Genomic DNA, 22,359 nt, shown 5'->3' on the forward strand with positions numbered 1-22,359 from the left:
AACCTCTCATAGGTAACAATGCGAAGCCTTGAGGCCTCCCGCGGCTTTCACCACCGGAAGCGCATTCGCGTTCAAGGGCTGACCCCTTAGATGCATGCCGCGTGCCAGATTGACGATATCTCGCGATTTTTTCGAAAAATCTTTCAGCCGCATATTGGCCGGGCCTGTGCCTGTTAGCTTATTCTTGCTTCTGTTGCGGCGCAGCACGGCAAAACACCCCTCAAGTTTTACCATTGAATCCTGATAGATAGCGGGCAGCTTCGCGCGACGTGCCATGCTGTGATGCAGCAAATTCAATTGCGCGCGAGTGAATGGCATTTGCCCTAAAAACCAGCGCTTTCGGAATGGTTTTTCTTGTCGAAACCGCGATTTGTGCCTATATTTTTCGCAACGTGATTTTTTTTTAATCAAAAGGAGCGAATCCGGCTTTCACGGGTTTGACTTCATGACCAAGTGCTTCGATGCAATCAGAGTGAGATGACCGAAATGGCGACTGGCTTTCATCGTGAGACGGCAACGATCTACCAATTCCCTGTTGGCGGACGCGCGGGCGTGTCCAAGTTCCGTACTAATGGCTTGAGCGACCTCGAACGCGAGGCGAGAGAGCCGCATGTGGATTTTGGCTCCTGGTATCATGACGACGCCATCCGCGACGAAGAGAACGACCGCAAGCCGCATTCCTGATGTGAAACGTTGCCGCAAGTTTCTTCTCCCCGCCGGGGAGAAGGTGGCGCGAAGGGTCGGATGAGGGGCTAGCTCTCGAATATCTCTACCCTTGCCCCCTCATCCCGCTGCCGCGGACTTCTCCCCGGCGGGGGGAAGAAACAAGCCGAGACCTCTCGTTCTATATAGGCCGCTCTGTCCGGTAGTCCCGCTCCCCTGCACCTTTCGCCACCCCGCCTACGTCAATTGACGTATACGGTTTCGCGCTCACGAGATCGATAGTCCCTGCAGCAGCGGCCGCAGATGCCGCTGAGCCTCGCCAAGAGGCCAACAAGGAGAGGGGTCCTTCCGATGATGTTCCGCAAGACGCTCAGTGCCGCGCTGCTTGGCGCAATCCTATCCACCACCGCCTTCCACGGCGCCTTTGCCGCTGACGATACGATCAAGGTCGGCGTGCTGCATTCTCTGTCCGGTACGATGGCCATTTCAGAAACAACGCTGAAAGACGCCATGCTGATGCTCATCGACGAGCAGAACAAGAAGGGCGGCGTGCTCGGCAAGAAGCTTGAGGCCGTCGTGGTCGATCCGGCCTCCGATTGGCCGCTTTTCGCCGAAAAGGCCCGCCAGCTGATTTCTCAGGACAAGGTCGCCGCCGTTTTCGGCTGCTGGACGTCCTCCTCGCGCAAATCCGTTCTGCCTGTTTTCGAAGAGCTGAACTCCATCCTGTTCTACCCGGTTCAGTATGAGGGTGAAGAATCCTCTCGCAACATCTTCTACACGGGTGCTGCCCCCAACCAGCAGGCCATTCCGGCCGTCGATTATCTCGCCAGCACAGAAGGCGTCGAGCGCTGGGTTCTGGCCGGTACGGACTATGTCTATCCGCAGACCACAAACAAGATCCTGAAGGCCTACCTGATGTCGAAGGGCGTCAAGGAAGAGGACATCATGATCAACTACACGCCGTTCGGTCACTCCGACTGGCAGACGATCGTGTCCGACATCAAGAAATTCGGCTCGGCCGGCAAGAAGACCGCCGTTGTCTCCACCATCAATGGCGACGCCAACGTGCCCTTCTACAAGGAACTGGCGAACCAGGGCATCAAGGCCGAAGACATTCCGGTCGTCGCCTTCTCGGTTGGCGAAGAAGAGCTTGCCGGTCTCGATACCGCGCCGCTGGTCGGCCACCTTGCCGCCTGGAACTACTTCCAGTCCGTCGATGCGCCCGTCAATGCCGAGTTCATCAAGACCTGGCATGCCTTCACCAAGAACGACAAGCGCGTGACCAACGATCCGATGGAAGCCGCCTATATCGGCTTCAACGCCTGGGTAAAGGCCGTGGAATCCGCCGGCACCACCGATACGGACAAGGTTCTCGACTCGATCATCGGCGTTTCCGTGCCGAACCTTTCGGGCGGTTACTCCACCGTGATGCCGAACCACCACATCACCAAACCGGTGCTGATTGGTGAAATCCAGGCGGACGGCCAGTTCGAAATCGTGCAGCAGACGCCGCAGGTGGTGGGTGACGAATGGTCGGATTACCTCCCGGACTCGAAGGATCTGATCTCGGATTGGAGAAAGCCGATGTCCTGCGGGAACTTCAACGTGGCCACGGGTAAGTGCGGCGGTAAGGGTAGCTGATTAGCGGGAGCGCTGTGATGGGCCGCTCCCTTGGTGGGGGCGGTTTTATCATTGGAAACTGAACAAGCATGCCCCCCCTCTGCCCTGCCGGGCATCTCCCCCACAGGTGGGGAGATCGGCAAGCGGCGAGGCCCCGCATTTCTCATCGGTCGAGATGGAGCGATGCGAGCGCATCTTGCCGATCTCCCTCCTTGTGGGGGAGATGCCCGGCAGGGCAGAGGGGGGTAAGCCACATACTCATCGTCAGATAAAATACACCGCCGCTCCAAGGAACCCGACATGACGATCCGATCTTTTCTCGGAGCCATCTTCCTCTGGCTCACCATGGGGATCGCCGCCCAGTCCCTCGCACAAAGCGACCCGAAGGCGCTGATCGACCAGCTCGGCACGGCTGATTTCAAACAGGCCGAAGTGCTGATCGGGCAGATTGCCGCCACGGGCGATGCGCGCGTGGTGCCGGCGCTGGAGGCTTTTGCGGCGGGTGATCTTTATGTGCGCAAATCCGACAATCTCGTTTTCATGACCAGGCCCGCCGGTTCCGATTTCACGCTGATCGACCCGCTGACGGGTGAAAGCGCCGGTTCGGCGCCAAAGGCGGCGGTTTCCAAGATCAGGGTCAACAATAATCTTCGTCGCGTTATCCGCGCCGCCATGGGCGGGCTGACGTTGCTCAGCCCGGAGAAATCCGTGCGGCTGTCGGCGGCTGACGCCGTCCTGAAAGCCCCGAGCGCTGAAAATCTTGAACTGCTGGAAGCTGCCATAGCCAAAGAAACCGACGGTGAGGTGCGGACCCGGATGGAGGAGGCGCGGGCTGTCTCGCTGCTCTCCTCCGACCGCCCCCTTGAGGTCAAGAAAGAAGCAATCGCCACCATCAAGAAGCTTGGCGGGCGCGATGCGATCAGCATTCTGATGGCGGCCACGCCCACGGTTGATCCGAGCCTGAAGCCGGATGTGGACGAGGCTATTTCCAGCATCGAGAGTTCCCTTGCCTTCTGGGATTACGCGCAGAATGTCTGGTACGGCCTGTCGCTCGGCTCGGTGCTACTGCTCGCCGCCATCGGCCTTGCCATCACCTTTGGCGTCATGGGCATCATCAACATGGCGCATGGCGAGATGGTGATGATCGGCGCTTACTCCACCTTCATGGTGCAGGAGTTGATCCGCAGCCATTTCCCCGGCCTGTTCGACTGGTCGCTGGCGATTGCGCTGCCCGCCGCCTTTCTCGTCACAGCCTGCGTCGGCCTCGTTATGGAACGTGGCGTCATCCGCTATCTCTATGGACGACCGCTGGAAACGCTGCTCGCGACCTGGGGCATCTCGCTGATCCTGCAACAGGGCGTGCGCTCCATCTTCGGCCCCACCAACCGGGAGGTCGGCAGCCCGAGCTGGATGTCCGGCTCCTTCAGCGTCGGTTATCTAAACTTCACCTGGAACCGGGTGTGGATCGTCTGTTTCTCGCTCTCCGTCTTCTTCGCGCTGCTGGTTCTCCTGAAGCGCTCCGCTTTCGGGTTGCAGATGCGCGCCGTCACCCAGAACCGCCGCATGGCTTCCTCCATGGGCATCCGCACACCGTGGGTGGATGCCTTCACCTTCGCGCTTGGTTCGGGCGTTGCCGGGCTCGCGGGCGTCGCGCTGTCGCAGATCGATAACGTCTCGCCCAATCTTGGCCAGAGTTACATCATCGACAGTTTCATGGTCGTCGTGTTCGGCGGCGTCGGCAATCTCTGGGGAACGCTGGTAGGCGCCCTGTCGCTCGGTGTACTCAACAAGTTCCTCGAGCCGACGGTGGGCGCCGTGCTCGGCAAGATCTTCGTGCTCGTTCTCATCATCCTGTTCATCCAGAAGCGGCCGCGCGGTCTCTTCGCACTCAAGGGAAGGGCGATCGAAGCATGATTACCGGCTTCCTCCTGCGCGCGCTCGATCGCCGCATTTCCATCGCCATCGGCATTATTCTCGCCATTGCCGTTCTGGTGCCCGCCTCCAACCTGCTGCTGCCAGCCGACAGTGCCTTTCGCATCCCGACCTATATCATGTCGATGCTCGGCAAATATCTGGCCTACGCGCTGCTGGCGCTGGCACTCGATCTGGTCTGGGGTTATTGCGGCATTCTCTCTCTTGGCCACGCCGCCTTCTTCGCGCTCGGCGGTTATGCCATAGGCATGTATCTGATGCGGCAGATCGGCACGCGCGGGGTTTATGGCCATCCGGTGCTGCCTGATTTCATGGTGTTCCTCAACTGGAAGGAACTGCCGTGGTTCTGGCATGGCTTTGACATGTTCTGGTTTGCGGCGCTGATGGTGCTTGTCGTGCCGGGCCTGCTCGCCTTCGTGTTCGGCTGGTTCGCCTTCCGCTCGCGCGTCAATGGCGTTTATCTCTCGATCATTACCCAGGCCATGACCTATGCGCTGCTGCTTGCCTTCTTCCGCAACGACATGGGTTTCGGCGGCAATAATGGCCTGACCGATTTCAAGGATATTCTCGGCTATTCCGTGCAGGCCGATGGCACCCGCGCCGTGCTGTTTGCCATGACGGCGGTGATGCTGGCGATCTCGCTTCTGATCGCGTCGGGCATCGTCAATTCCAAATTCGGCAAGGTGCTGGTGGGCGTGCGGGATGCCGAAAGCCGGGTCCGGTTCCTCGGTTTCCGGGTGGAAAACATCAAGCTCTTCACCTTCGTCGTCTCGGCGATGATGGCAGGCATTGCCGGCGCACTGTTCGTGCCGCAGGTGGGCATCATCAATCCCGGCGAATTTTCGCCCGCCAACTCCATCGAAGTGGTGGTGTGGACGGCTGTCGGCGGGCGCGGCACGCTGATCGGGCCGATCATCGGCGCGGTGCTGGTCAATGGCGGCAAGAGCTATTTTACCGGTGCGTTTCCCGAGTTCTGGCTGTTTGCGCTGGGCGGTCTCTTCATTGCTGTCACGCTGTTCTTCCCCAAGGGCATCGTCGGAACGGTGCAGCATTATCTTGCAGGACGGCGCGAGAAGCGTGTGGCGGGCGCGGCGCGTGAAGCCGGCAACGACAGCGCGGTTGCGCAACAGGCGGCGGAGTAAGCCCATGAACACGGTTTCCGAAAACAGAACCAAGAGCCTGCTTTACCTCGATGGCGTTTCCGTTTCCTTCGATGGGTTCAGGGCGCTGAATTCCCTTTCCTTCGTGGTGGAGCCGGGCGAACTTCGCGCCATCATCGGCCCGAATGGCGCGGGCAAAACGACGATGATGGATATCATCACCGGAAAGACGCGACCGGATACCGGGACGGTGCTCTTTGAAGACAGCATCGACCTCACCAAGAAGGACGAGGCGGATATCGCCCAGCTCGGCATCGGCCGGAAATTCCAGAAGCCGACGGTGTTTGAAAGCCATACCGTGTGGGACAATCTGGAACTGGCGCTGAACCGCAAGCGCGGCGTGTTCGCAACCCTGTTCTACCGGCTGACGGAGGAAGACAAGGCGCGCATCGAGGAAATCCTCGCCACCGTGCGCCTCAGCCACCGCCGCGGCGATCTCGCCGCCAATCTTTCGCATGGGCAGAAACAGTGGCTGGAGATCGGCATGCTGCTTGCGCAGGAGCCGAAGCTTCTCCTGGTGGACGAGCCGGTGGCCGGCATGACGGATGCGGAAACGGCCGAAACGGCCGTGCTGCTGAAGGAAATCGCCAAGACCCGTTCGGTGGTGGTGGTGGAGCACGATATGGGCTTCATCCGCGAGCTGGGGGTGAAGGTGACGTGTCTTGCGGAAGGCTCGGTGCTGGCTGAGGGGTCGATCGATTTCGTGTCCAGCGATCCTAAGGTGATCGAGAATTATTTGGGGCGGTGATGGTGGTGTTTGCGGCTTTACCCCCCTCTGTCCTGCCGGGCATCTCCCCCTCAAGGGGGGAGATCAGATGCCGCCCCCGCCCGTTCCATCGCTTACTGGTCATGGGGCAGAGTTTTCGCCGCTTGCCAATCTCCCCCCTTGAGGGGGAGATGCCCGGCAGGGCAGAGGGGGGTAAAGCCGCCCACCATACCGTCATTGGAGTTTCACCATGCTGACAGTCGACAACATCAACCTCCACTACGGCGCAGCACAAGCCCTGCGCGGCGTGTCGCTGAAGGCCGAAATGGGCAAGATCACCTGCGTTCTCGGTCGCAACGGCGTCGGCAAAAGCTCGCTGCTGCGGGCCGTGACCGGCCAGCAGGCCACCAGCGCTGGCACGATCCGTTTCGGTGATGCGGCGCTCGATGGGCTGGCGCCTTACCAGCGGGCGAAGCGCGGTGTCGGTTACGTGCCGCAGGGGCGCGAGATCTTTCCGTTGCTTAGCGTGCAGGAAAATCTGGAGAGCGGTTATGCGCCACTGCCGCGCAAGGAGCGGTTCATCCCGGATGATATTTTCAGCCTGTTTCCGGTGCTGCAGACCATGCTGTCGCGTCGCGGCGGCGATCTGTCCGGCGGTCAGCAGCAGCAGCTTGCCATCGGCCGGGCGCTGGTGACGCGGCCGAAAATCCTCGTTCTCGACGAACCGACCGAGGGCATTCAGCCGTCGATCATCAAGGATATCGGCCGGGCGATCAAATATTTGCGCGATTCCACCGGCATGGCGATCCTGCTGGTCGAGCAATATCTGGATTTCTGCCGCGAACTTGCCGACTACGTCTACATCATGGACCGCGGCGAGATCGTGCATGAGGGGCTGGCCGAAACGCTGGATACACCGGAAGCGCGGCGTCATTTGACGGTGTAACGGCAGGCTTCCCGTTCACGGCACAAAAACGGTCGATTAATATTTTGAAAGTCTATGCGCCTGCGCATGGCTTTCATGCGTAATTTTAGCGTTTCATTAAGTAAAAGCCTATGGTATTGGGCGGATGAAATGCTGCATGCGAGACACAGAAGAAGTCTATTCGCACGCCGCGACTGTTGATCCCTTACATTTCCCGGACGCTCGACGTATCGTCGGGAAACTGTGCCAATAAAGGCGTGTCAATGATTCAGGACTTTGCAGTGGGCCGGGCTTCCCGGTGGGTGCGTTTCGCACGCAGCCTGTTCCTCGGGCTGGTAATCAGCGCAGGAGCAGGGGCCGCAGCGTCGGCTTCGACCTGCGGTCAGGGTATTGGCCCCGGCATGGAACCGGGTCGGCATGATTTTTCCATTCTCTCTAACGGGCAGAAACGCGACGGGGTCTATTTTGTTCCATCCGCCTATGATGGAAATAAGCCCCTGCCTGTCGTATTCGATTTCCACGGCTCCAACAGCAACCCGCACGGCCAGCTGAACCGCAGCGGCTGGGACAAGCTTGCCGAGCGTGATGGCCTTTTGGTCGTGGCGCTGGCGGGCAGCTTAAACGGCGAATTGCCGGGCACCCATGCCTGGAATGTTCCCGGCGTTACAACACGCCCCGGCGGGCTGGATGAGGTGAGCTTCATTCATGAAGCGATTGCCATGGTGAAGGGCAAGTTCTGCGTCGATGAGGAACGTTTTTACGGTTCCGGCTATTCTGGCGGCGGGCGCATGCTGTCGCAATTCATCTGCACCGGAGCCAAGGATTTTAATGCCGCCGGTTTCGTCGCCTCGTTGCGCGCGGGTTATCCGCAGGAAACCGAAGGCAAATGGGCACCGGATGCGGCAAGCTGCACACCGGCGCGGCCGATGTCGATCATCGCCTTTGCCGGGCTGAAGGATCCAGCCAACCCCTATCAGGGCGGCGGCAAATCCTACTGGCAATATAGCGGCGAGACGGCGCTGAAGCGCTGGGCCGAAATGGATGGTTGCAAGGGCGCCGCCAAAAGCAAGGTGGGCGAGAGCTTCACCGTCAATTCTTACGATGTCTGCAAGGCAGGCGCACGCATCCAGTCCTATGTCATCGAGAACTGGGACCATGCCTGGCCGCGCGCCACCATGAAAGCCGAGGTTCTGGCGGCAAACGCCGTCGTGACCCGCAAGCCGGGCGGTGAGCAGACGCCGAAGGCGGAGCCTGCCGTGGAGCGCAAGATGCCCACAGGCGAAGTGACGCGCACGGTTGATGCGGCCGAAAGAATGTGGGATTTCTTCCGTAACACGGAAGGGCAGATGGTGGTGGACGCCGTCGTCAAGAAGGATTGCGTCGCCAAGGCCAATTCCGCTTCCGCAACCGTTTCGGAGACCGCGTGCAGCAGCAACAGCAAGCCATCAGCCCTTCCGGTTGCGAAGACACTCAACCTGTCCGGCAACAACGCGCCCGTGGCAGAGGGCGCATTGTAACCAAGGCAGTTGAAGGGTGCAGCCGGCTGGACGAGTTGTTTCAGGAGGGCTGCGCCAAAATCCGTCTGCCGGATACGTTTTCCAATGAGATGGAAGCTATTCTCATCAATTCCTCCGGCGGCCTGACCGGCGGGGATGACATGGAATGGCAAGCGGTGGCCGCAGCCGGCACATCGCTGGTGGTTACCACGCAGGCCTGCGAGAAGGTCTATAAGGCATCGTCTGGCACTGCCACCGTCACCGCCCGTGTTTCTGCCGGGCCGGGCGCGAAGCTCCACTGGCTGCCGCAGGAAACCATCCTGTTCGAGCGCGCGTCACTCACCCGAAGGCTTGAAGCCGATCTCGATCAATCCTCAGAATTTATTGCCGTCGAAGCCGTTTTACTTGGCCGCCAGGCCATGGGTGAGGCGATGACGCATGGGCTTTTTCGTGATCGCTGGCGCATTCGCCATGGCGGCAAGCTGGTGCATGCAGAAGAGTTGCTGATTGCGGGCGAGGTGGCGGCGCTGACCGCGAAGCCGGCGGTTCTGGCCGGGCAGGTTGCCTTTGCCACGCTGCTTTATATCGGGCCTCTCGCCGAGGCGCTTCTGCCTAAAATCCGGGCGATTGCCGGTGAAAGCGGCGGTGCCAGCGAATGGCAGGGCAAGCTTGTGGTACGCGTATCAGCCGCTGATGGTTTCTCTTTGAGAAAATTGCTTTTTCCGATCATTTCACTCTTGCGAAACGGCGCGCCAGTGCCGAAAGTCTGGAATCTGTAATCCCTTCGGATCGCTTGGTAACAGGCGTCCTTCGGGGTCTGTCAAATGTCGGATCTGGTCTCCTGCAAACCTCTTTTGCGGGGCAGATGCCAAGCTGTGGGACGACGATGAACCTTAGCCCAAGAGAAAAAGACAAGCTGCTGATTTCTATGGCCGCCATGGTGGCGCGCCGCCGGCTGGAACGTGGCGTGAAGCTGAACTATCCCGAAGCGATTGCGCTGATTTCCGATTTCGTGGTCGAGGGTGCCCGTGATGGCCGCGCCGTGGCCGACCTGATGGAGGCGGGCGCGCATGTGATTTCCCGCGATCAGGTGATGGACGGCATTGCCGAGATGATCCATGACGTGCAGGTGGAAGCGACCTTCCCTGATGGCACCAAGCTGGTGACCGTTCACGAGCCGATCCGGTAAAGGGAGGCAGATTTGGCGCTGGAACTGAGGCCCAATTGCGAATGCTGCGACCGCGATCTTGCTCCTGACAGCCCGAACGCGATGATCTGCTCGTTCGAATGCACTTTCTGCGCCGATTGTGTGACCGGCGTTCTCAAGGGCGTGTGCCCGAATTGCGGTGGCGAACTGGTGCGAAGGCCGGTCCGCCCGGCGGAAAAACTCATCAACAATCCTGCGTCGACACGGCGCGTCCTGAAGGCCGAAGGCTGCGTGGCCGCAACCGCCGCCTGAGACAAAACAAGGGGAGCACCATGAAACCAGGCGAAATCATAACCGCAGAAGGCACCATCGAACTCAATGCCGGCCAGCCGACCGTGACGATCGAAGTGGCCAATTCGGGCGACCGGCCGGTGCAGGTGGGCAGCCATTACCATTTCTTCGAGACCAATGCGGGTCTTCTTTTCGATCGCGACAAGGCGCGCGGCATGCGCTTGGATATCCCGGCCGGCACGGCGGTGCGTTTCGAGCCCGGCCAGAAGCGGGAAGTGACGCTGGTGCCGCTTTCCGGCAAGCGGGAGGTTTATGGTTTCCGTCAACAGGTCATGGGGAGGTTATGAAATGGCGACGGCGCATTATCATGGAAGCTGCCAGTGCGGCAGCGTCAGCTTCGAGGTCGATGCCGATCTCGATCATACCATCGTGTGCAATTGTTCGCGCTGCAAACGCCTCGGCGTAACGCTGGCCTTTGCGCCGCGCGACAAGTTCACGCTGCTTTCCGGTGAAGGCAAGCTTAGCGAATATCTCTTCAACAAGCACAGGATTCACCATCTTTTCTGTTCCACCTGTGGCATCGAAAGCTTTGCTTATGCCGACGGGCCGGATGGAACGCCGATGGTGGCCGTGAATGCCAATTGCCTTGACGGCGTTGACCCACGGGCGCTGAAATCCCGCGCCGTTGATGGCGCTGCAGCCTGAGTGAGGGAAAGCGTCTCGATGATGAAGCGAAAAAACCTTGCCTGCATGGCGGTATTGCTGATTGCCGGGGCGGCGATTGCGCCGCTGCCCGCGATGGCGCAGGCAGAGCCGAACTGCAAGGAACCGCAGACGCAGGCGGACATGACCATCTGCGCCGGGAAGGACTACGAAAAGGCCGACAAGCAGCTCAATGTCGACTATCAGAAGCTGCGTAAGCTGCTTGTGGAGCGCGACAAGGCAGCGGATGCGGACGGCAAGGGTGCAACCGACGCTCTTGTGACGGCACAGCGCGCCTGGGTGGCGTATCGAGACGCCAATTGCGCACTTGCGGGTTTTCAGGCGCGCGGCGGCTCGATGGAGCCGATGCTGATCTCCTCCTGTCTCGCCGATATGAGCGGCAAGCGGGCGGAAGAACTGCGTCAGCTGTCGGAAGGTTTCTGAACGCATGGGGCGGCGAATTACGATCGTTGGAAATGGGGAGTTGCCGCCCGGCGCAGCTCGTCTCATCGACCGTTCGGATATCGTCGTCCGTTTTAATGATTGCCGCTCGCTTGGTCTGGGCGGCATGCGAACCGATGTGGTGGCCGTTTGCAACACCGGGCGGCCGGGCCGCGAGATGACCGAGGGCACCGAGTGGCGCGAAAGCGACGGCGTGCGGCAGGCTGCCGCCATCTGGTCGGTACGCGATCCCGCAAAATTTGCTGAAATGGAGCCTGGCATCCGCACACGCTGGCCGGAGCTCACCGATTTCTGCGCCGACTACACCGAAAGCTTCGCCGCCATCGCCCGCGAAACCGGCAAGAGCCACATCGTCATTCCGCGCGGCGTGCATGAGAGGCTCGATGCTGCGCTCGATGCCTATGCCCCTGCGCCCTATGTCTGCCCCAGCACCGGCCTTGTCGCTATCGCCCATGTTCTTGAGAGCGTGAGCGGCGATGGCGACGAAGTGGCGATTGCCGGCTTTGGCCATCAGGGCTGGAGCGGCCATCCATTTGCCGCCGAAAAACAGCTGGTCGAAGCCCTTGCGGGTGAGGGCCAGCTGACACGCATTTCTCCCACATCGATTTTCTCCGCGTCCGAAGGAGCCTGAGCCTATGCCCTACAAGATTTCCCGCGCCGCCTATGCCGGCATGTTCGGCCCGACCGTTGGCGACAAGGTGCGTCTTGCCGATACCGAACTCTTTATCGAGATCGAGAAGGATCACACGACCTATGGCGAGGAAGTGAAATTCGGCGGCGGCAAGGTCATTCGCGACGGCATGGGCCAGAGCCAGGCGACGCGGGCCGAAGGCGCTGTTGATACCGTCATCACCAATGCCGTCATCGTTGACCATAGCGGCATCTACAAGGCGGATGTGGGCCTGAAGAACGGCCGCATTCACGCCATCGGCAAGGCGGGCAACCCCGATACGCAGCCGGGTGTCACGATCATCGTCGGCCCCTCGACGGAGGCGATTGCCGGCGAAGGCAAGATCCTGACGGCCGGCGGCATGGATGCGCATATCCATTACATCTGCCCGCAGCAGATCGAAGAAGCGCTGATGAGCGGCATCACCTGCATGCTCGGTGGTGGTTCCGGACCGGCGCACGGCACGCTTGCCACCACCTGCACCGGCGCATGGCATATCGAGCGGATGATCGAGAGCTTCGATGCCTTCCCCATGAACCTGGCGCTCGCGGGCAAGGGCAATGCTTCGCTACCCGCACCGCTGGAGGAAATGATCCTTGCCGGCGCGTCTTCCCTGAAGCTGCATGAGGACTGGGGCACAACACCTGCCGCCATCGACAATTGCCTGACGGTGGCTGACGAATATGACGTGCAGGTGATGATCCACACCGATACGCTGAACGAGAGCGGTTTTGTGGAGGACACGGTCGCGGCCATCCGCGGCCGCACCATCCACGCCTTCCACACCGAAGGGGCGGGCGGCGGGCACGCGCCTGACATCATCAAGGTCTGCGGAAATCCAAACGTCATTCCGTCCTCCACCAACCCGACACGGCCTTACACCGTCAATACGCTGGCGGAACATCTCGACATGCTGATGGTGTGCCACCATCTGTCCCCGTCCATCCCTGAGGATATCGCCTTTGCCGAAAGCCGCATCCGCAAGGAAACCATCGCAGCGGAGGATATTCTCCACGATATCGGCGCGTTTTCGATCATTTCCTCCGATAGTCAGGCGATGGGCCGTGTCGGCGAAGTGGCTATCCGCACCTGGCAGACGGCCGACAAGATGAAGCGCCAGCGCGGCCGCCTGAAGGAAGAGACCGGCGAAAACGACAATTTCCGTGTCCGTCGTTATATCGCCAAATATACCATCAACCCGGCCATTGCGCAGGGCGTCAGCCACGAGATCGGTTCTGTCGAAGTCGGCAAGCGTGCCGATCTGGTGTTGTGGAACCCGGCCTTCTTCGGCGTGAAGCCGGAAATGGTGCTGCTTGGCGGTTCTATTGCCGCCGCGCCGATGGGTGACCCGAACGCCTCCATTCCGACGCCCCAGCCGATGCATTATCGGCCGATGTTTGCCGCTTACGGCAAGCTGCGCACCAATTCCTCGGTGACCTTTGTCTCGCAGGCCTCGCTCGATGGTGGTCTTGCCCAGCGTCTCGGCGTCGCCAAGAAGCTGCTGCCGGTGAAGAATGTGCGCGGCGGAATTTCCAAGGCGTCGATGATTCACAATTCGCTCACCCCGCATATCGAGGTTGACCCGGAAACCTATGAAGTGCGGGCGGATGGCGAATTGCTGACCTGCGAACCGGCGACTGTGCTGCCGATGGCGCAGCGTTATTTCCTGTTTTAACGGGACGTTATATTGAGACGTGTCCTCAGATGGATCAGCGGCGGCGTGCTGCTGATCGTCCTGCTTCTGGTGCTCGGCACCGTGGTGCCGCGCCCCTTTTTCGCCGATGATGCAAACGGTGCGAAAGATCGCGAAATTTTGCTGTTGTCCAATCCGATCCATACCGACATCGCCTTGCGGGTCGATGACGATCTGCGGCTAGTATTCGCCGAATTGCAGGAGGGTGGCATTGCGGTCAATCATCCCGCAGCGGCCTATCTGGTGTTCGGTTGGGGCGGCAGGTCGTTTTATATCCAGACGCCCACTTGGGCCGATCTGAAACCGATGCCGGTGCTGCGCTCATTCACGCTGGATAGTTCCGTCATGCATGTGGATGTGACCGGGGATTTTCCCGCCGATCTCGCTGGGGTAAAACGGCTTCGCATTTCCGAAGCGGGGTATCAGCGTCTGGTCGCGGGCATCAGGGCAAGTTTTGCCAGAAACGACGACAGGATTGAGGTGGTCTCCGGTGCTGCCTATGGTCTGACAGACGCGTTTTTCGAGGCGAATGGCTGGTTCAACGCGGTCGCGGGTTGCAACACCTGGTCGGCCGCCATGTTGCGCGAGGCGGGCATGCGAACGGGATGGTGGACGCCTTTGCCGCCGCTGTTGCGCTGGTCGATAGACCTGCACAATTGAGCCCCAAGGCTGTGCGGCAATTCGCGCATTTGGCGGCTGGAATCCTATTTTTATGCTGCACCGCAACGCATCTTGCGCTATGGAAACGGCAAAAGAATTCCACGGAGATCGATCCCAAGCGATCCCTGTAAAACGCCAGAACAGGAGACAAGACATGCTCGGCAAAAAAGTGCCTGCCGTAACCTTCCGCACGCGCGTTCGTGATGAGGCCGTTGGCGGCCCGAATCCTTTCCGTTGGCAGGACATGACCTCCGACGACTATTTCAAGGGCAAGAAGGTCGTCCTCTTCTCGCTGCCCGGCGCTTTCACGCCGACATGCTCGACCTACCAGCTTCCCGATTTCGAAAAGCTGGCCCCCGAATTCCGTGCGCTCGGCGTCGATGAAATCTATTGCCTGTCGGTCAATGACGCTTTCGTCATGAACGCCTGGGCCAAGGGCCAGAATCTCGAAAACGTCAAGGTCATTCCTGACGGTTCGGGTGAGTTCACCCGCAAGATGGGCATGCTGGTCGCCAAGGACAATCTCGGCTTCGGCATGCGCTCCTGGCGTTACGCCGCCATCGTTAACGATGGTGTCGTCGAGCAGTGGTTCGAGGAAGAAGGCTATTCGGACAATTGCGAATCTGACCCCTATGGCGTTTCCGCACCGCAGAACATTCTGGAAAACCTGAAAAGCCGCGCTGCGGCCTGATTTTGGTTTTGTTGTTTGAGAAAGGCCCGGCAGCAATGCCGGGCTTTTTGTTTTCCGCAGCATTGTCGCTCTGAAAACACAGCTTGAAATCACCCCGCCTATACGTCAAAAATCAGACCTCCAAAGACTGTTTCTGAAACGGATCATCCCATGCTGCGCGTCACCTCCTATCATCCGGCCGGGACCCCCGCCGACGAAGCTTCCGGCTATGTAACCCTGGCGCATGACCAGCGGCATCTGCGCCGCAAGCTGCTGCATCTGCAGAATGACGAGATGGTGATGCTGGACCTGAAGGAAGCCGTGCTGTTTGCCCATGGCGATCTTCTCGTGGTTGAAAACGGCGATCTGATCGAGGTTCGCGCGGCGGATGAAAAGCTGTTCGAAATCAAGGCGAAGGACCGGCTGCATCTCATCGAGCTCGCCTGGCATCTGGGCAACCGGCATCTGTCGGCGCAGATCGAGGAGGAGCGCATTCTCATCCTGCGCGACCACGTCATTCGCGCCATGCTGGAAGGTCTGGGCGCCACAGTGCGCGAGGTGGAAGAGCCGTTTCAGCCGGCGCGCGGCGCGTATCACGCCCATGGCGGTCATTCCCATGGTCACGATCATGGGCATGGCCACCACCATCATGATCACGGCTGAGGCGTGAGCGGGGAAAGCGGCGTCGCCGCGCTGCTGCGCCTGATGGCCTGGATGTCACCGGCTTTTCCTGTCGGCGGCTTTTCCTATTCGGGCGGGCTGGAAAAGGCGGTGGAGGACGGGCGTGTGCGCGATGCAGCGGCGCTTCGCGGCTGGGTGGAAACGCTGCTGCGCCACGGCAGCCTGTGGAACGACGCGGTGTTTCTGGCGCATGCCTGGCGAAGCTCGCAGGATGCCGCGGCATTCAGCGAAACCGCTGATCTTGGCCGCGCGCTCGCCGGTTCGGCGGAGCGTTATCGGGAGACCGTGCTTCTGGGTGATGCCTTCATTGCCGCCGCCGGCGCATGGCCGCATGCGATTCTGGAGCTGTTGCCGCGGGAGGCTCCCTATCCCGTTGCCATAGGCGCCGTGGCCGCCGGACATGGGGTGCCGTTGCGCGAGACGCTCGCCGCCTTTCTGCATGCCGGTGTTTCGCAAATCGTTTCCGCTGGTATCCGCCTTGGCGTTGCAGGCCAAAAGGATGGCGTCGCCATTCTGGCTGCAAGCGAGGTGGTCATCGCGGAGATGGCGGCGCAGGCCACGCAATCGACGCTCGACGATCTCGGTAGTGCGACGATCATCGCCGATACGGCGGCGATGCGTCATGAAACACAGGGTACGCGGCTTTTCCGTTCCTGAAGAGCGAGCGGCCGCCACGAGTTTCTTCTTCCGGCCGGGGAGAAGTCCGCGGCAGCGGGATGAGGGGGGAAGGGTAGAGGCATACCGAGAGCTTGCCCCTCATCCGACCCTTCGGGCCACCTTCTCCCCAGCGGGGAGAAGAAACAAGCGGCACGATCCTTGCATATCTTGAAGCGTCCCGTTCAGGGACTATGGTGAAACAAGACCACAGCATAGTGAAGGGAACAGAGTGATGAAATCGGGTAATGGTCCGCTGCGCGTCGGCATTGGCGGGCCGGTGGGTTCCGGCAAGACGGCGCTGACGGAAAAGCTCTGCAAGGCGATGAGCGCCGATTATTCCGTCGCCGTCGTCACCAATGATATCTATACCAAGGAAGACGCCGAGGCGCTGGTGCGCATGCAGGCGTTGCCATCAGAGCGTATCGTCGGCGTCGAGACGGGCGGTTGCCCGCATACCGCCATTCGCGAGGATGCGACGATCAATCTGCAGGCGATTGCCGGGCTGAACCAGCGTTTTCCCGATCTCGATGTCGTCTTCATCGAATCCGGCGGCGATAACCTCGCCGCGACCTTTTCGCCTGATCTTGCCGATATCACCATCTACGTCATCTCCGTCTGCCAGGGCGAGGAAATTCCGCGCAAGGGCGGGCCGGGCATCACCCGCTCGGATCTGCTGGTCATCAACAAAAAGGACCTTGCGCCCTATGTCGGTGCTGATCTGACTGTCATGGACAGCGATGCGACGCGCATGCGCAACGCCATGCCCTTCGTGTTTACGGATATGAAACGGGGCGATGGTGTGGATCGCATCGTCGGTTTCCTGAAACAGCAGGGCGGTTTGTAAGCCATGAATGCCCCGTTGCGTTTCGGCCCTTACGCCGTGTCCCGGTTCATCGATGGTATCTACAAGGCGCCGGTCGGCCATCTCATCCACCGACAGGGCGCAGATTCGCTGGCTGCGGTTCTTGCCGGGATTCAGGGTAACACGGTGGATATGGACGTCAACTGTTTCGCGCTTTCCGGGCCGGATGGCGTCTGGCTGATCGATGCCGGCTGCGGCACGGCCTGGGGCGAGGCCTACGGCCATGCCCGCGCGGCGATGATTGCCGCCGGTATTCAGCCTGATGATGTCAGCCGTGTGATCCTCACTCACATTCACGGCGACCACGCGCTGGGCCTCATCGATGGCGACAGGCCTTATTTCCCCAAGGCGGAGATATGGGTGCCGGAGGCCGATCTTGCGTTTTTCACCAATGCGGAGGCGCGAAAGGCATTGCCGCCTGCCCGCCAAGGCGGTTTCGATCTCGCCGCGCGGCTGCTCGATGTTTGCGGCGCCATGCTGCGGCCGATCCCCATGGGAAGGGTTGCCGAGGATATCGAGGCAATCGCCATGCCCGGCCATACGCCGGGGCAGGCGGCTTATCTGATCGGGAGCGGCGAAAACCGGCTGGTATTGTGGGGTGATGTGCTGCACGTGACGGGGTTGCAGGCCGCCGATCCAGAAATTGCTTTTGTTTACGATATCGATTCAGAGCTCGCCCTTGCGACCCGTCTCGAGGCGCTGTCGGCAGCAGCCGATCATGGCTGGTTGGTGTCCGGCGGTCATATCGGCGGGTTTTTCCACATCGAGCGGCAGGGCGATCATTTCCGTTTCCTGCCGCAAGCGGTCTGAACCGTCGTGATGTCTGACATGAGAAAGGGCGGGCTGCCTGATGGCGGCCCGCCCTTCTTCCTCTCCCCGTATTTTCAGATCTGCTTCAATGCGGCGACGTCATTGACCTGAACGATGCGGCCACGCACCGTGACGCCCGACTTTTTCAGCGCCGAGAAAGCGCGGGACAAAGCTTCCGGGGCAAGGCCGAGCTTGCCGGCAAGCAGGCTTTTCTGGAACGGCAGCCGCAGCGAGAAGGATGTCGCATCGCGCGGGCCCTGGCTGATGAGGTAGTGAGCGACGCGCTGTGGGGCGGTCTGCAACCGGTCGTTGGCGATGCAGTCCATGGTGCCTAGCAGGCTGTTGGACAGGCAGCGCATGACGGCTTTGGCGATTGCCGGTTCCTGGTCGATCAGGGTTCGGATTCTCGCCAGTTCAAAACGCGCCATGGTGCAGCTTTCCGCTGCCTGCGCGCTATAACGATAGGTATCGCTGCCGAAGATCAGGCATTCGTTGAAGGTATCGCCGGGGCCGCTGACGCGCACATCCGCTTCGCGCCCGTGTCGGTCCAGCCGGAAAAGCCTGATATAACCCGATAGCACGCAATAAAAATGCTGTGCCGCTTCGCCTTCCTTGAAGAGGACGTGGCGGGCGTTGACAGTGGTGATGGTTGCCGCCTCCATCAGTTTCAGCGCCGCCGCATCGTCGGCAACCCCGATCAGGGGTGCGCGCAGCAGCATGTTCCTGTCCCTGTTGCTCAGCTTCACGGTCTTGTTCACGTCCATCCGGCTCCCGCTCAAACCTTTTGCCGGGCTGTCCGAAGGGATACGAAACCGGGGAGGTCGCTTCTCCCTCGCGCCTATCTGCACAGAACTCATCGCATTTTTCCTCGACCCGCAATTCCCGATGCGAGGGAGACTAGCAGTTCAGGTGGAAAGCGAATTGATTTCGATCAAACGGCGTTGCGGTCGTTTTGAGGAGGGAACGAGGGGGCGCGCATGTTTCCAATCACAGGGAAATATGGAGCGAGCGCGTGCGGCATATTTCTTCTCCCCGAGGGGGGGAGAAGTCCGCGGCAGCGGGATGAGGGGGCGAGGGTCGAGATATTCGGCGACGTTGCCCCCTCATCCGACCCTTCGGGCCACCTTCTCCCGGCGGGGAGAAGAAACGAGCCGCGATGTCGTGCTCTCCCAAGGCACATATGGAAACGCCGGGCACAGGGCCCGGCGTCTCAATCTTCAAGCTGCAACATTCACTCCGCAGCAAGCGGCGGCAGTCGCAATATATTGCTGCCCTTATCGGTGGCCTTGTCGCCGGTGCCTTTTTCCATGCTGGCGACACGCGCCTCCAGCGAGGAAAGCGCGAGGCTGTTTTCGCGGGCGATCTCCGAGAGTTTTTCGTTGGAGAGGGCCTCTTCCTCCTCTTCCTTCTTGCCGACGAAGCGGCCGAAGAGGTGGGCGAGCAGGCGGGACAGGTCGTCCATGATCAGGAAGAAGGCCGGCACCACGATCAGCGACAGCACGGTCGAGACGATGATGCCGCCGATCACCGCAATCGCCATCGGCGCGCGGAACGAACCGCCTTCACCGACGCCGAGCGCTGAGGGCAGCATGCCCGCCGACATGGCGATGGAGGTCATAATGATAGGGCGGGCACGCTTACGGCCGGCCTCCACCATGGCATGCACCCGCTCCATGCCGTGACGGCGCATTTCGATGGCGAAATCCACCAGCAGGATGGCGTTCTTGGTCACGATGCCCATCAGCATCAGGATGCCGATGAGAACGGGCATGGAGAGCGCGTTCTGGGTGATGATGAGCGCAACGGCCACACCGCCGATGGCAAGCGGCAGCGAGAACAGGATGGTGAACGGCTGGATGACATCCTTGAACAGCAGGATGAGCACGACCAGCACCAGCATCAGGCCAAGCAGCATGGCGTTGACGAAGCCCTGCTGCATTTCGCCCTGCACCTTGGCATCGCCGCTTTCGGCGAGACGAACGCTTGCGGGCAGTTCGGTTTCCGACACGATGCGCTTGAACTCGGCTGTCGAGGTATCGAGCGCCGTGCCGAAAGGCACGTCGGAGCCGATGGAGACGACGCGGTTTCGGTCGTTGCGCTTGATCGAGCTTGGACCTTCCGAATAGTCGATATCGGCAACGCTATAGAGCGGCACCAGCGAGCCGGAGGCGGTCTTGATCTTCAGCGCGCGGATGGTGGCTAGGTCGCGGCGGGCGTCGAGCGAGGCCTGCACGCGGATCGGGATCTGCCGGTCATCCAGCGAGATTTTCGTCAGCTGTGCGTCGATATCACCGATGGTGGCGACACGCACGGTCTGCGAAATCTGCTGCGGCGTGATGCCGAGGCGGGCGATTTCATCCTTGCGCGGGCGGATTTGCAGTTCCGGCCGGGGCAGGGCGCCTTCCGAGCTGACATTGGCGAGGATCGGCGAGGCGCGCAGGCGGCTTTCGAGAATGCCGACGGCGTCGCTCAGGTCCTTCTCGCTCTTCGAGAGGAAGTTGAAGGAGAGTTCGCGTTCCGCGCGGTCGTTCAGCTTGATGATGCGCACATCGGGAATACCACGCACCTGCGCGAAAATATCCCGCTCCACATCCCATTGCGGACGTGTGCGGCCCTTCTCCTCCACCTTCGGCAGATATTGGCCGATGAGCGGAATGGAGCCGAGGCCCTTGTTGACGAGGGTTTTCAGCAGAGAATGGTCGATATGCTCGAGAATGACGTTGACGGTGGCGCGGCGCAGCTCCAGGTCGCCCTTCGGCGAAGCGCCGCCCAGGATGAAGACGCTTTCCACGCCGTTGATGTCACGCAGCGCGTGATAGATCTGCGTCGTCGTCCGGTCGGTTTCATCGAGCGTCGCATTGGGTGGCAGTTCTACCGAAAGCGTGACGCGGGAGGCGTCATCCGGCGGCAGGAAGCTGCCGGGCACCTGGCTAAGCAGCATCACCGACGCAATAAGGAACGCGATCGCGCCGACCAGCGTCAGATACCGCGCCCACCATTTTCGGGTGGTGGCGGTGACCATGCGCGTATAGGCCTTCATCAGCCTGCCGTCATTGTCATGATGGTCGTCCATCGCATCTTCGGCGCGCATCAGATAGGCCGCCATCAACGGCGTGATGAGGCGGGCGACGGCGAGCGAGAAGAACACCGAGAACGCGACGGTGAGGCCGAACTGGATGAAGTATTGCCCCGGAATACCAGGCATGAACGAGACGGGCACGAAGACGGCGATGATGGTGAAGCTGGTGGCGATGACGGCAAGGCCGATTTCATCCGCCGCTTCCAAGGCCGCGCGATAGGGTGTCTTGCCCATCTTGATATGGCGGGCAATGTTCTCGATTTCCACGATCGCGTCATCCACGAGAATACCCGTGGCGAGCGTGAGCGCGAGGAAGCTGACGAGGTTGAGCGAGAAGCCCATGATGTCCATGATCCAGAACGTCGGGATCGCGGAAAGCGGCAGGGCCACGGCGGCAATCAGCGTTGCGCGCCAGTTGCGCAGGAAGAGCAGGACGACGATGACGGCGAGGACAGCGCCTTCGATCAGCGTGTCGAGCGCGGCCGTATAGTTGCCGTAGGTGAAGTAGACGGCGTCATCGACCTTCTGGATTTCGACGTCTGGATGGTCCTTCCGCACCTGTTCAAGGCTTTCCGACACGGTCTGCGCCACGGAAACCTCGCTCGCGCCCTTGGAGCGGAACACGGCAAAGGTGACGGCAGGGTTGCCGTTGAAGCGCGAGAAGGACTTCGGCTCCTGATAGGTATCCGTGATCGTGCCGAGTTCGGACAGCTTGACGAAACGGCCGTTCGAAAGTGCGATGGTGGTGTTGGCAAGCTGCGAGACATCACGCGTATCGCCGAGCGTGCGGATGGTCTGTTCGTTGCCGCCCACCTGGCCACGGCCGGAGCCGAGGTCGATATTGGTGCCGCGAAGCTGGCTGTTCACCTCATTGGCGGTGATGCCATAGGCGTCGAGCTTTTCGGGGCTCAGTGCCACGCGCACTTCACGGTCCGCACCGCCGTAGCGATCGACCTTGCCGATGCCGGATTTGCCTTGCAACGCCCGCTTGATCGTATCATCCACGAACCATGACAGCTCTTCGAGCGTCATGTTGGGCGAGGAAACGGCAAAGCTCTGGATCGCCTGACCCTCGACGTCGATCTTGCTGACGACAGGTACTTCGATATCGGCGGGAAGATCGCTGCGGATCTTGTCGATCGCGTCCTTGGTGTCCTGAACAGCCTCTTCCGTCGGCTTTTCGATGCGGAAGACGACCGTGGTGGTGGACTGGCCATCGACCACGGTGGACTGGATTTCATCGACGCCGCTGATGGCGGCGACGGCGTCCTCGATCTCTTTCGTCACCTGCATCTCGAGCTCGGAGGGCGAAGCGCCGCTCTGGGTCACGGTGACGGCGACGACGGGAACGTCGATGTTCGGGAAGCGGGTGATCGGCAGGGTGTTGAATGCCTGCAGGCCGAGCATCATCAACACGGCAAAGCCGAGCAGCGGCGCAATCGGATTACGGATTGACCATGCGGAAAAGTTCAT

At 60.6% G+C, this 22,359-nt stretch carries 24 protein-coding genes; 21 read left to right on the forward strand and 3 right to left on the reverse strand.

The features are described 5' to 3' along the window. Positions 1-6: 6 nt before the first annotated feature. Positions 7-411 (reverse strand): hypothetical protein, encoded by a 405-nt coding sequence (locus ACFVTJ_RS00725; RefSeq protein ID WP_386903762.1) that lies wholly within the window; start codon positions 409-411, stop codon positions 7-9. A 66-nt stretch (positions 412-477) separates the two neighbouring features. Between ACFVTJ_RS00725 and ACFVTJ_RS00730 the strand changes: the two genes are divergently transcribed. The 21 genes from ACFVTJ_RS00730 to ACFVTJ_RS00830 all read left to right on the forward strand — a co-directional run bounded on the left by ACFVTJ_RS00730 (position 478) and on the right by ACFVTJ_RS00830 (position 17,807). After that, entirely contained in the window at positions 478-684 is a 207-nt protein-coding gene (locus ACFVTJ_RS00730; RefSeq protein ID WP_386903764.1) for a DUF2735 domain-containing protein, read from the forward strand. Between the two features lie 330 nt (positions 685-1,014). Further along, positions 1,015-2,304: an urea ABC transporter substrate-binding protein gene (gene urtA, locus ACFVTJ_RS00735; protein WP_386903766.1), complete on the forward strand. Its 1,290-nt coding sequence runs from the start codon at positions 1,015-1,017 to the stop codon at positions 2,302-2,304. Between the two features lie 279 nt (positions 2,305-2,583). After that, the gene (gene urtB, locus ACFVTJ_RS00740) at positions 2,584-4,197 is read left to right on the forward strand and encodes an urea ABC transporter permease subunit UrtB (RefSeq protein ID WP_386903768.1); all 1,614 of its coding nucleotides are present in this window, start codon (positions 2,584-2,586) and stop codon (positions 4,195-4,197) included. Then, positions 4,194-5,357: an urea ABC transporter permease subunit UrtC gene (gene urtC, locus ACFVTJ_RS00745; RefSeq protein ID WP_386903770.1), complete on the forward strand. Its 1,164-nt coding sequence runs from the start codon at positions 4,194-4,196 to the stop codon at positions 5,355-5,357. The genes urtB and urtC overlap by 4 nt, the downstream gene beginning before the upstream one ends. 4 nt (positions 5,358-5,361) lie before the next feature. After that, complete coding sequence (gene urtD / locus ACFVTJ_RS00750; protein WP_269313974.1) at positions 5,362-6,123, forward strand: urea ABC transporter ATP-binding protein UrtD; 762 nt, start codon at positions 5,362-5,364, stop codon at positions 6,121-6,123. 208 nt (positions 6,124-6,331) lie between these two features. Then, a complete protein-coding gene (gene urtE / locus ACFVTJ_RS00755; protein ID WP_077987275.1) occupies positions 6,332-7,027 on the forward strand; it encodes an urea ABC transporter ATP-binding subunit UrtE in 696 nt (231 codons plus the stop codon). Between the two features lie 242 nt (positions 7,028-7,269). Next, on the forward strand, positions 7,270-8,523 hold the full coding sequence (locus tag ACFVTJ_RS00760; protein WP_386903773.1) for an alpha/beta hydrolase family esterase: 1,254 nt from the start codon (positions 7,270-7,272) through the stop codon (positions 8,521-8,523). Further along, positions 8,430-9,281: an urease accessory protein UreD gene (locus ACFVTJ_RS00765; RefSeq protein ID WP_386903775.1), complete on the forward strand. Its 852-nt coding sequence runs from the start codon at positions 8,430-8,432 to the stop codon at positions 9,279-9,281. The genes ACFVTJ_RS00760 and ACFVTJ_RS00765 overlap by 94 nt, the downstream gene beginning before the upstream one ends. Positions 9,282-9,388: 107 nt before the next feature. Further along, positions 9,389-9,691, forward strand: coding sequence for an urease subunit gamma (locus tag ACFVTJ_RS00770; protein WP_269701847.1), 303 nt, complete (start codon positions 9,389-9,391; stop codon positions 9,689-9,691). A 12-nt stretch (positions 9,692-9,703) separates the two neighbouring features. Next, positions 9,704-9,961 carry a DUF1272 domain-containing protein gene (locus ACFVTJ_RS00775; RefSeq protein ID WP_386903777.1) on the forward strand — a complete coding sequence of 86 codons (258 nt, stop codon included), beginning with the start codon at positions 9,704-9,706 and terminating at the stop codon, positions 9,959-9,961. A 20-nt stretch (positions 9,962-9,981) separates the two neighbouring features. Further along, positions 9,982-10,287: an urease subunit beta gene (locus tag ACFVTJ_RS00780; RefSeq protein ID WP_386903779.1), complete on the forward strand. Its 306-nt coding sequence runs from the start codon at positions 9,982-9,984 to the stop codon at positions 10,285-10,287. A gap of 1 nt (position 10,288) precedes the next feature. Next, positions 10,289-10,645 carry a GFA family protein gene (locus tag ACFVTJ_RS00785; protein ID WP_386903780.1) on the forward strand — a complete coding sequence of 119 codons (357 nt, stop codon included), beginning with the start codon at positions 10,289-10,291 and terminating at the stop codon, positions 10,643-10,645. Between the two features lie 45 nt (positions 10,646-10,690). Next, positions 10,691-11,086 carry a lysozyme inhibitor LprI family protein gene (locus ACFVTJ_RS00790; RefSeq protein WP_386905219.1) on the forward strand — a complete coding sequence of 132 codons (396 nt, stop codon included), beginning with the start codon at positions 10,691-10,693 and terminating at the stop codon, positions 11,084-11,086. Between the two features lie 4 nt (positions 11,087-11,090). Next, entirely contained in the window at positions 11,091-11,735 is a 645-nt protein-coding gene (locus ACFVTJ_RS00795) for a Urease operon accessory protein (protein ID WP_386903782.1), read from the forward strand. A gap of 4 nt (positions 11,736-11,739) precedes the next feature. Continuing rightward, on the forward strand, positions 11,740-13,449 hold the full coding sequence (gene ureC / locus ACFVTJ_RS00800; protein WP_386903784.1) for an urease subunit alpha: 1,710 nt from the start codon (positions 11,740-11,742) through the stop codon (positions 13,447-13,449). A gap of 9 nt (positions 13,450-13,458) precedes the next feature. Then, positions 13,459-14,127, forward strand: coding sequence for a TIGR02117 family protein (locus ACFVTJ_RS00805; RefSeq protein ID WP_386905221.1), 669 nt, complete (start codon positions 13,459-13,461; stop codon positions 14,125-14,127). A gap of 154 nt (positions 14,128-14,281) precedes the next feature. After that, positions 14,282-14,818 (forward strand): peroxiredoxin, encoded by a 537-nt coding sequence (locus ACFVTJ_RS00810; protein WP_386903786.1) that lies wholly within the window; start codon positions 14,282-14,284, stop codon positions 14,816-14,818. Positions 14,819-14,968: 150 nt separating this feature from the next. After that, positions 14,969-15,460: an urease accessory protein UreE gene (ureE, locus tag ACFVTJ_RS00815; protein WP_191855873.1), complete on the forward strand. Its 492-nt coding sequence runs from the start codon at positions 14,969-14,971 to the stop codon at positions 15,458-15,460. 3 nt (positions 15,461-15,463) lie between these two features. Then, the gene (locus tag ACFVTJ_RS00820) at positions 15,464-16,135 is read left to right on the forward strand and encodes an urease accessory protein UreF (RefSeq protein ID WP_386903788.1); all 672 of its coding nucleotides are present in this window, start codon (positions 15,464-15,466) and stop codon (positions 16,133-16,135) included. Positions 16,136-16,367: 232 nt separating this feature from the next. After that, positions 16,368-16,979, forward strand: a complete 612-nt coding sequence (ureG, locus tag ACFVTJ_RS00825; RefSeq protein WP_386903790.1) for an urease accessory protein UreG — start codon at positions 16,368-16,370, stop codon at positions 16,977-16,979. 3 nt (positions 16,980-16,982) lie between these two features. Beyond that, positions 16,983-17,807, forward strand: a complete 825-nt coding sequence (locus ACFVTJ_RS00830) for an MBL fold metallo-hydrolase (protein WP_386903792.1) — start codon at positions 16,983-16,985, stop codon at positions 17,805-17,807. Positions 17,808-17,881: 74 nt separating this feature from the next. On the opposite strand, the gene ACFVTJ_RS00835 is transcribed toward ACFVTJ_RS00830, so the two are convergent. Next, positions 17,882-18,571, reverse strand: a complete 690-nt coding sequence (locus ACFVTJ_RS00835) for a Crp/Fnr family transcriptional regulator (RefSeq protein ID WP_386903794.1) — start codon at positions 18,569-18,571, stop codon at positions 17,882-17,884. Between the two features lie 467 nt (positions 18,572-19,038). Further along, entirely contained in the window at positions 19,039-22,359 is a 3,321-nt protein-coding gene (locus ACFVTJ_RS00840) for an efflux RND transporter permease subunit (protein ID WP_386903796.1), read from the reverse strand.

The sequence above is a fragment of the Agrobacterium sp. NPDC058088 genome (genome assembly GCF_042885035.1).
Classification (GTDB): Bacteria; Pseudomonadota; Alphaproteobacteria; order Rhizobiales; family Rhizobiaceae; genus Agrobacterium.

Excerpts from the sequence above, each read along its gene's own strand:
- ACFVTJ_RS00730 (WP_386903764.1), top strand. The coding sequence starts at position 478 with ATGACCGAAATGGCGACTGGCTTTCATCGTGAGACGGCAACGATCTAC.
- urtA (WP_386903766.1), top strand. The coding sequence starts at position 1,015 with ATGATGTTCCGCAAGACGCTCAGTGCCGCGCTGCTTGGCGCAATCCTA.
- urtB (WP_386903768.1), top strand. The coding sequence starts at position 2,584 with ATGACGATCCGATCTTTTCTCGGAGCCATCTTCCTCTGGCTCACCATG.
- urtC (WP_386903770.1), top strand. The coding sequence starts at position 4,194 with ATGATTACCGGCTTCCTCCTGCGCGCGCTCGATCGCCGCATTTCCATC.
- urtD (WP_269313974.1), top strand. The coding sequence starts at position 5,362 with ATGAACACGGTTTCCGAAAACAGAACCAAGAGCCTGCTTTACCTCGAT.
- urtE (WP_077987275.1), top strand. The coding sequence starts at position 6,332 with ATGCTGACAGTCGACAACATCAACCTCCACTACGGCGCAGCACAAGCC.
- ACFVTJ_RS00760 (WP_386903773.1), top strand. The coding sequence starts at position 7,270 with ATGATTCAGGACTTTGCAGTGGGCCGGGCTTCCCGGTGGGTGCGTTTC.
- ACFVTJ_RS00770 (WP_269701847.1), top strand. The coding sequence starts at position 9,389 with ATGAACCTTAGCCCAAGAGAAAAAGACAAGCTGCTGATTTCTATGGCC.
- ACFVTJ_RS00780 (WP_386903779.1), top strand. The coding sequence starts at position 9,982 with ATGAAACCAGGCGAAATCATAACCGCAGAAGGCACCATCGAACTCAAT.
- ACFVTJ_RS00785 (WP_386903780.1), top strand. The coding sequence starts at position 10,289 with ATGGCGACGGCGCATTATCATGGAAGCTGCCAGTGCGGCAGCGTCAGC.
- ACFVTJ_RS00790 (WP_386905219.1), top strand. The coding sequence starts at position 10,691 with ATGGCGGTATTGCTGATTGCCGGGGCGGCGATTGCGCCGCTGCCCGCG.
- ACFVTJ_RS00795 (WP_386903782.1), top strand. The coding sequence starts at position 11,091 with ATGGGGCGGCGAATTACGATCGTTGGAAATGGGGAGTTGCCGCCCGGC.
- ureC (WP_386903784.1), top strand. The coding sequence starts at position 11,740 with ATGCCCTACAAGATTTCCCGCGCCGCCTATGCCGGCATGTTCGGCCCG.
- ACFVTJ_RS00810 (WP_386903786.1), top strand. The coding sequence starts at position 14,282 with ATGCTCGGCAAAAAAGTGCCTGCCGTAACCTTCCGCACGCGCGTTCGT.
- ureE (WP_191855873.1), top strand. The coding sequence starts at position 14,969 with ATGCTGCGCGTCACCTCCTATCATCCGGCCGGGACCCCCGCCGACGAA.
- ureG (WP_386903790.1), top strand. The coding sequence starts at position 16,368 with ATGAAATCGGGTAATGGTCCGCTGCGCGTCGGCATTGGCGGGCCGGTG.
- ACFVTJ_RS00830 (WP_386903792.1), top strand. The coding sequence starts at position 16,983 with ATGAATGCCCCGTTGCGTTTCGGCCCTTACGCCGTGTCCCGGTTCATC.
- ACFVTJ_RS00835 (WP_386903794.1), bottom strand. The coding sequence starts at position 18,571 with ATGGACGTGAACAAGACCGTGAAGCTGAGCAACAGGGACAGGAACATG.
- ACFVTJ_RS00840 (WP_386903796.1), bottom strand. The coding sequence starts at position 22,359 with ATGAACTTTTCCGCATGGTCAATCCGTAATCCGATTGCGCCGCTGCTC.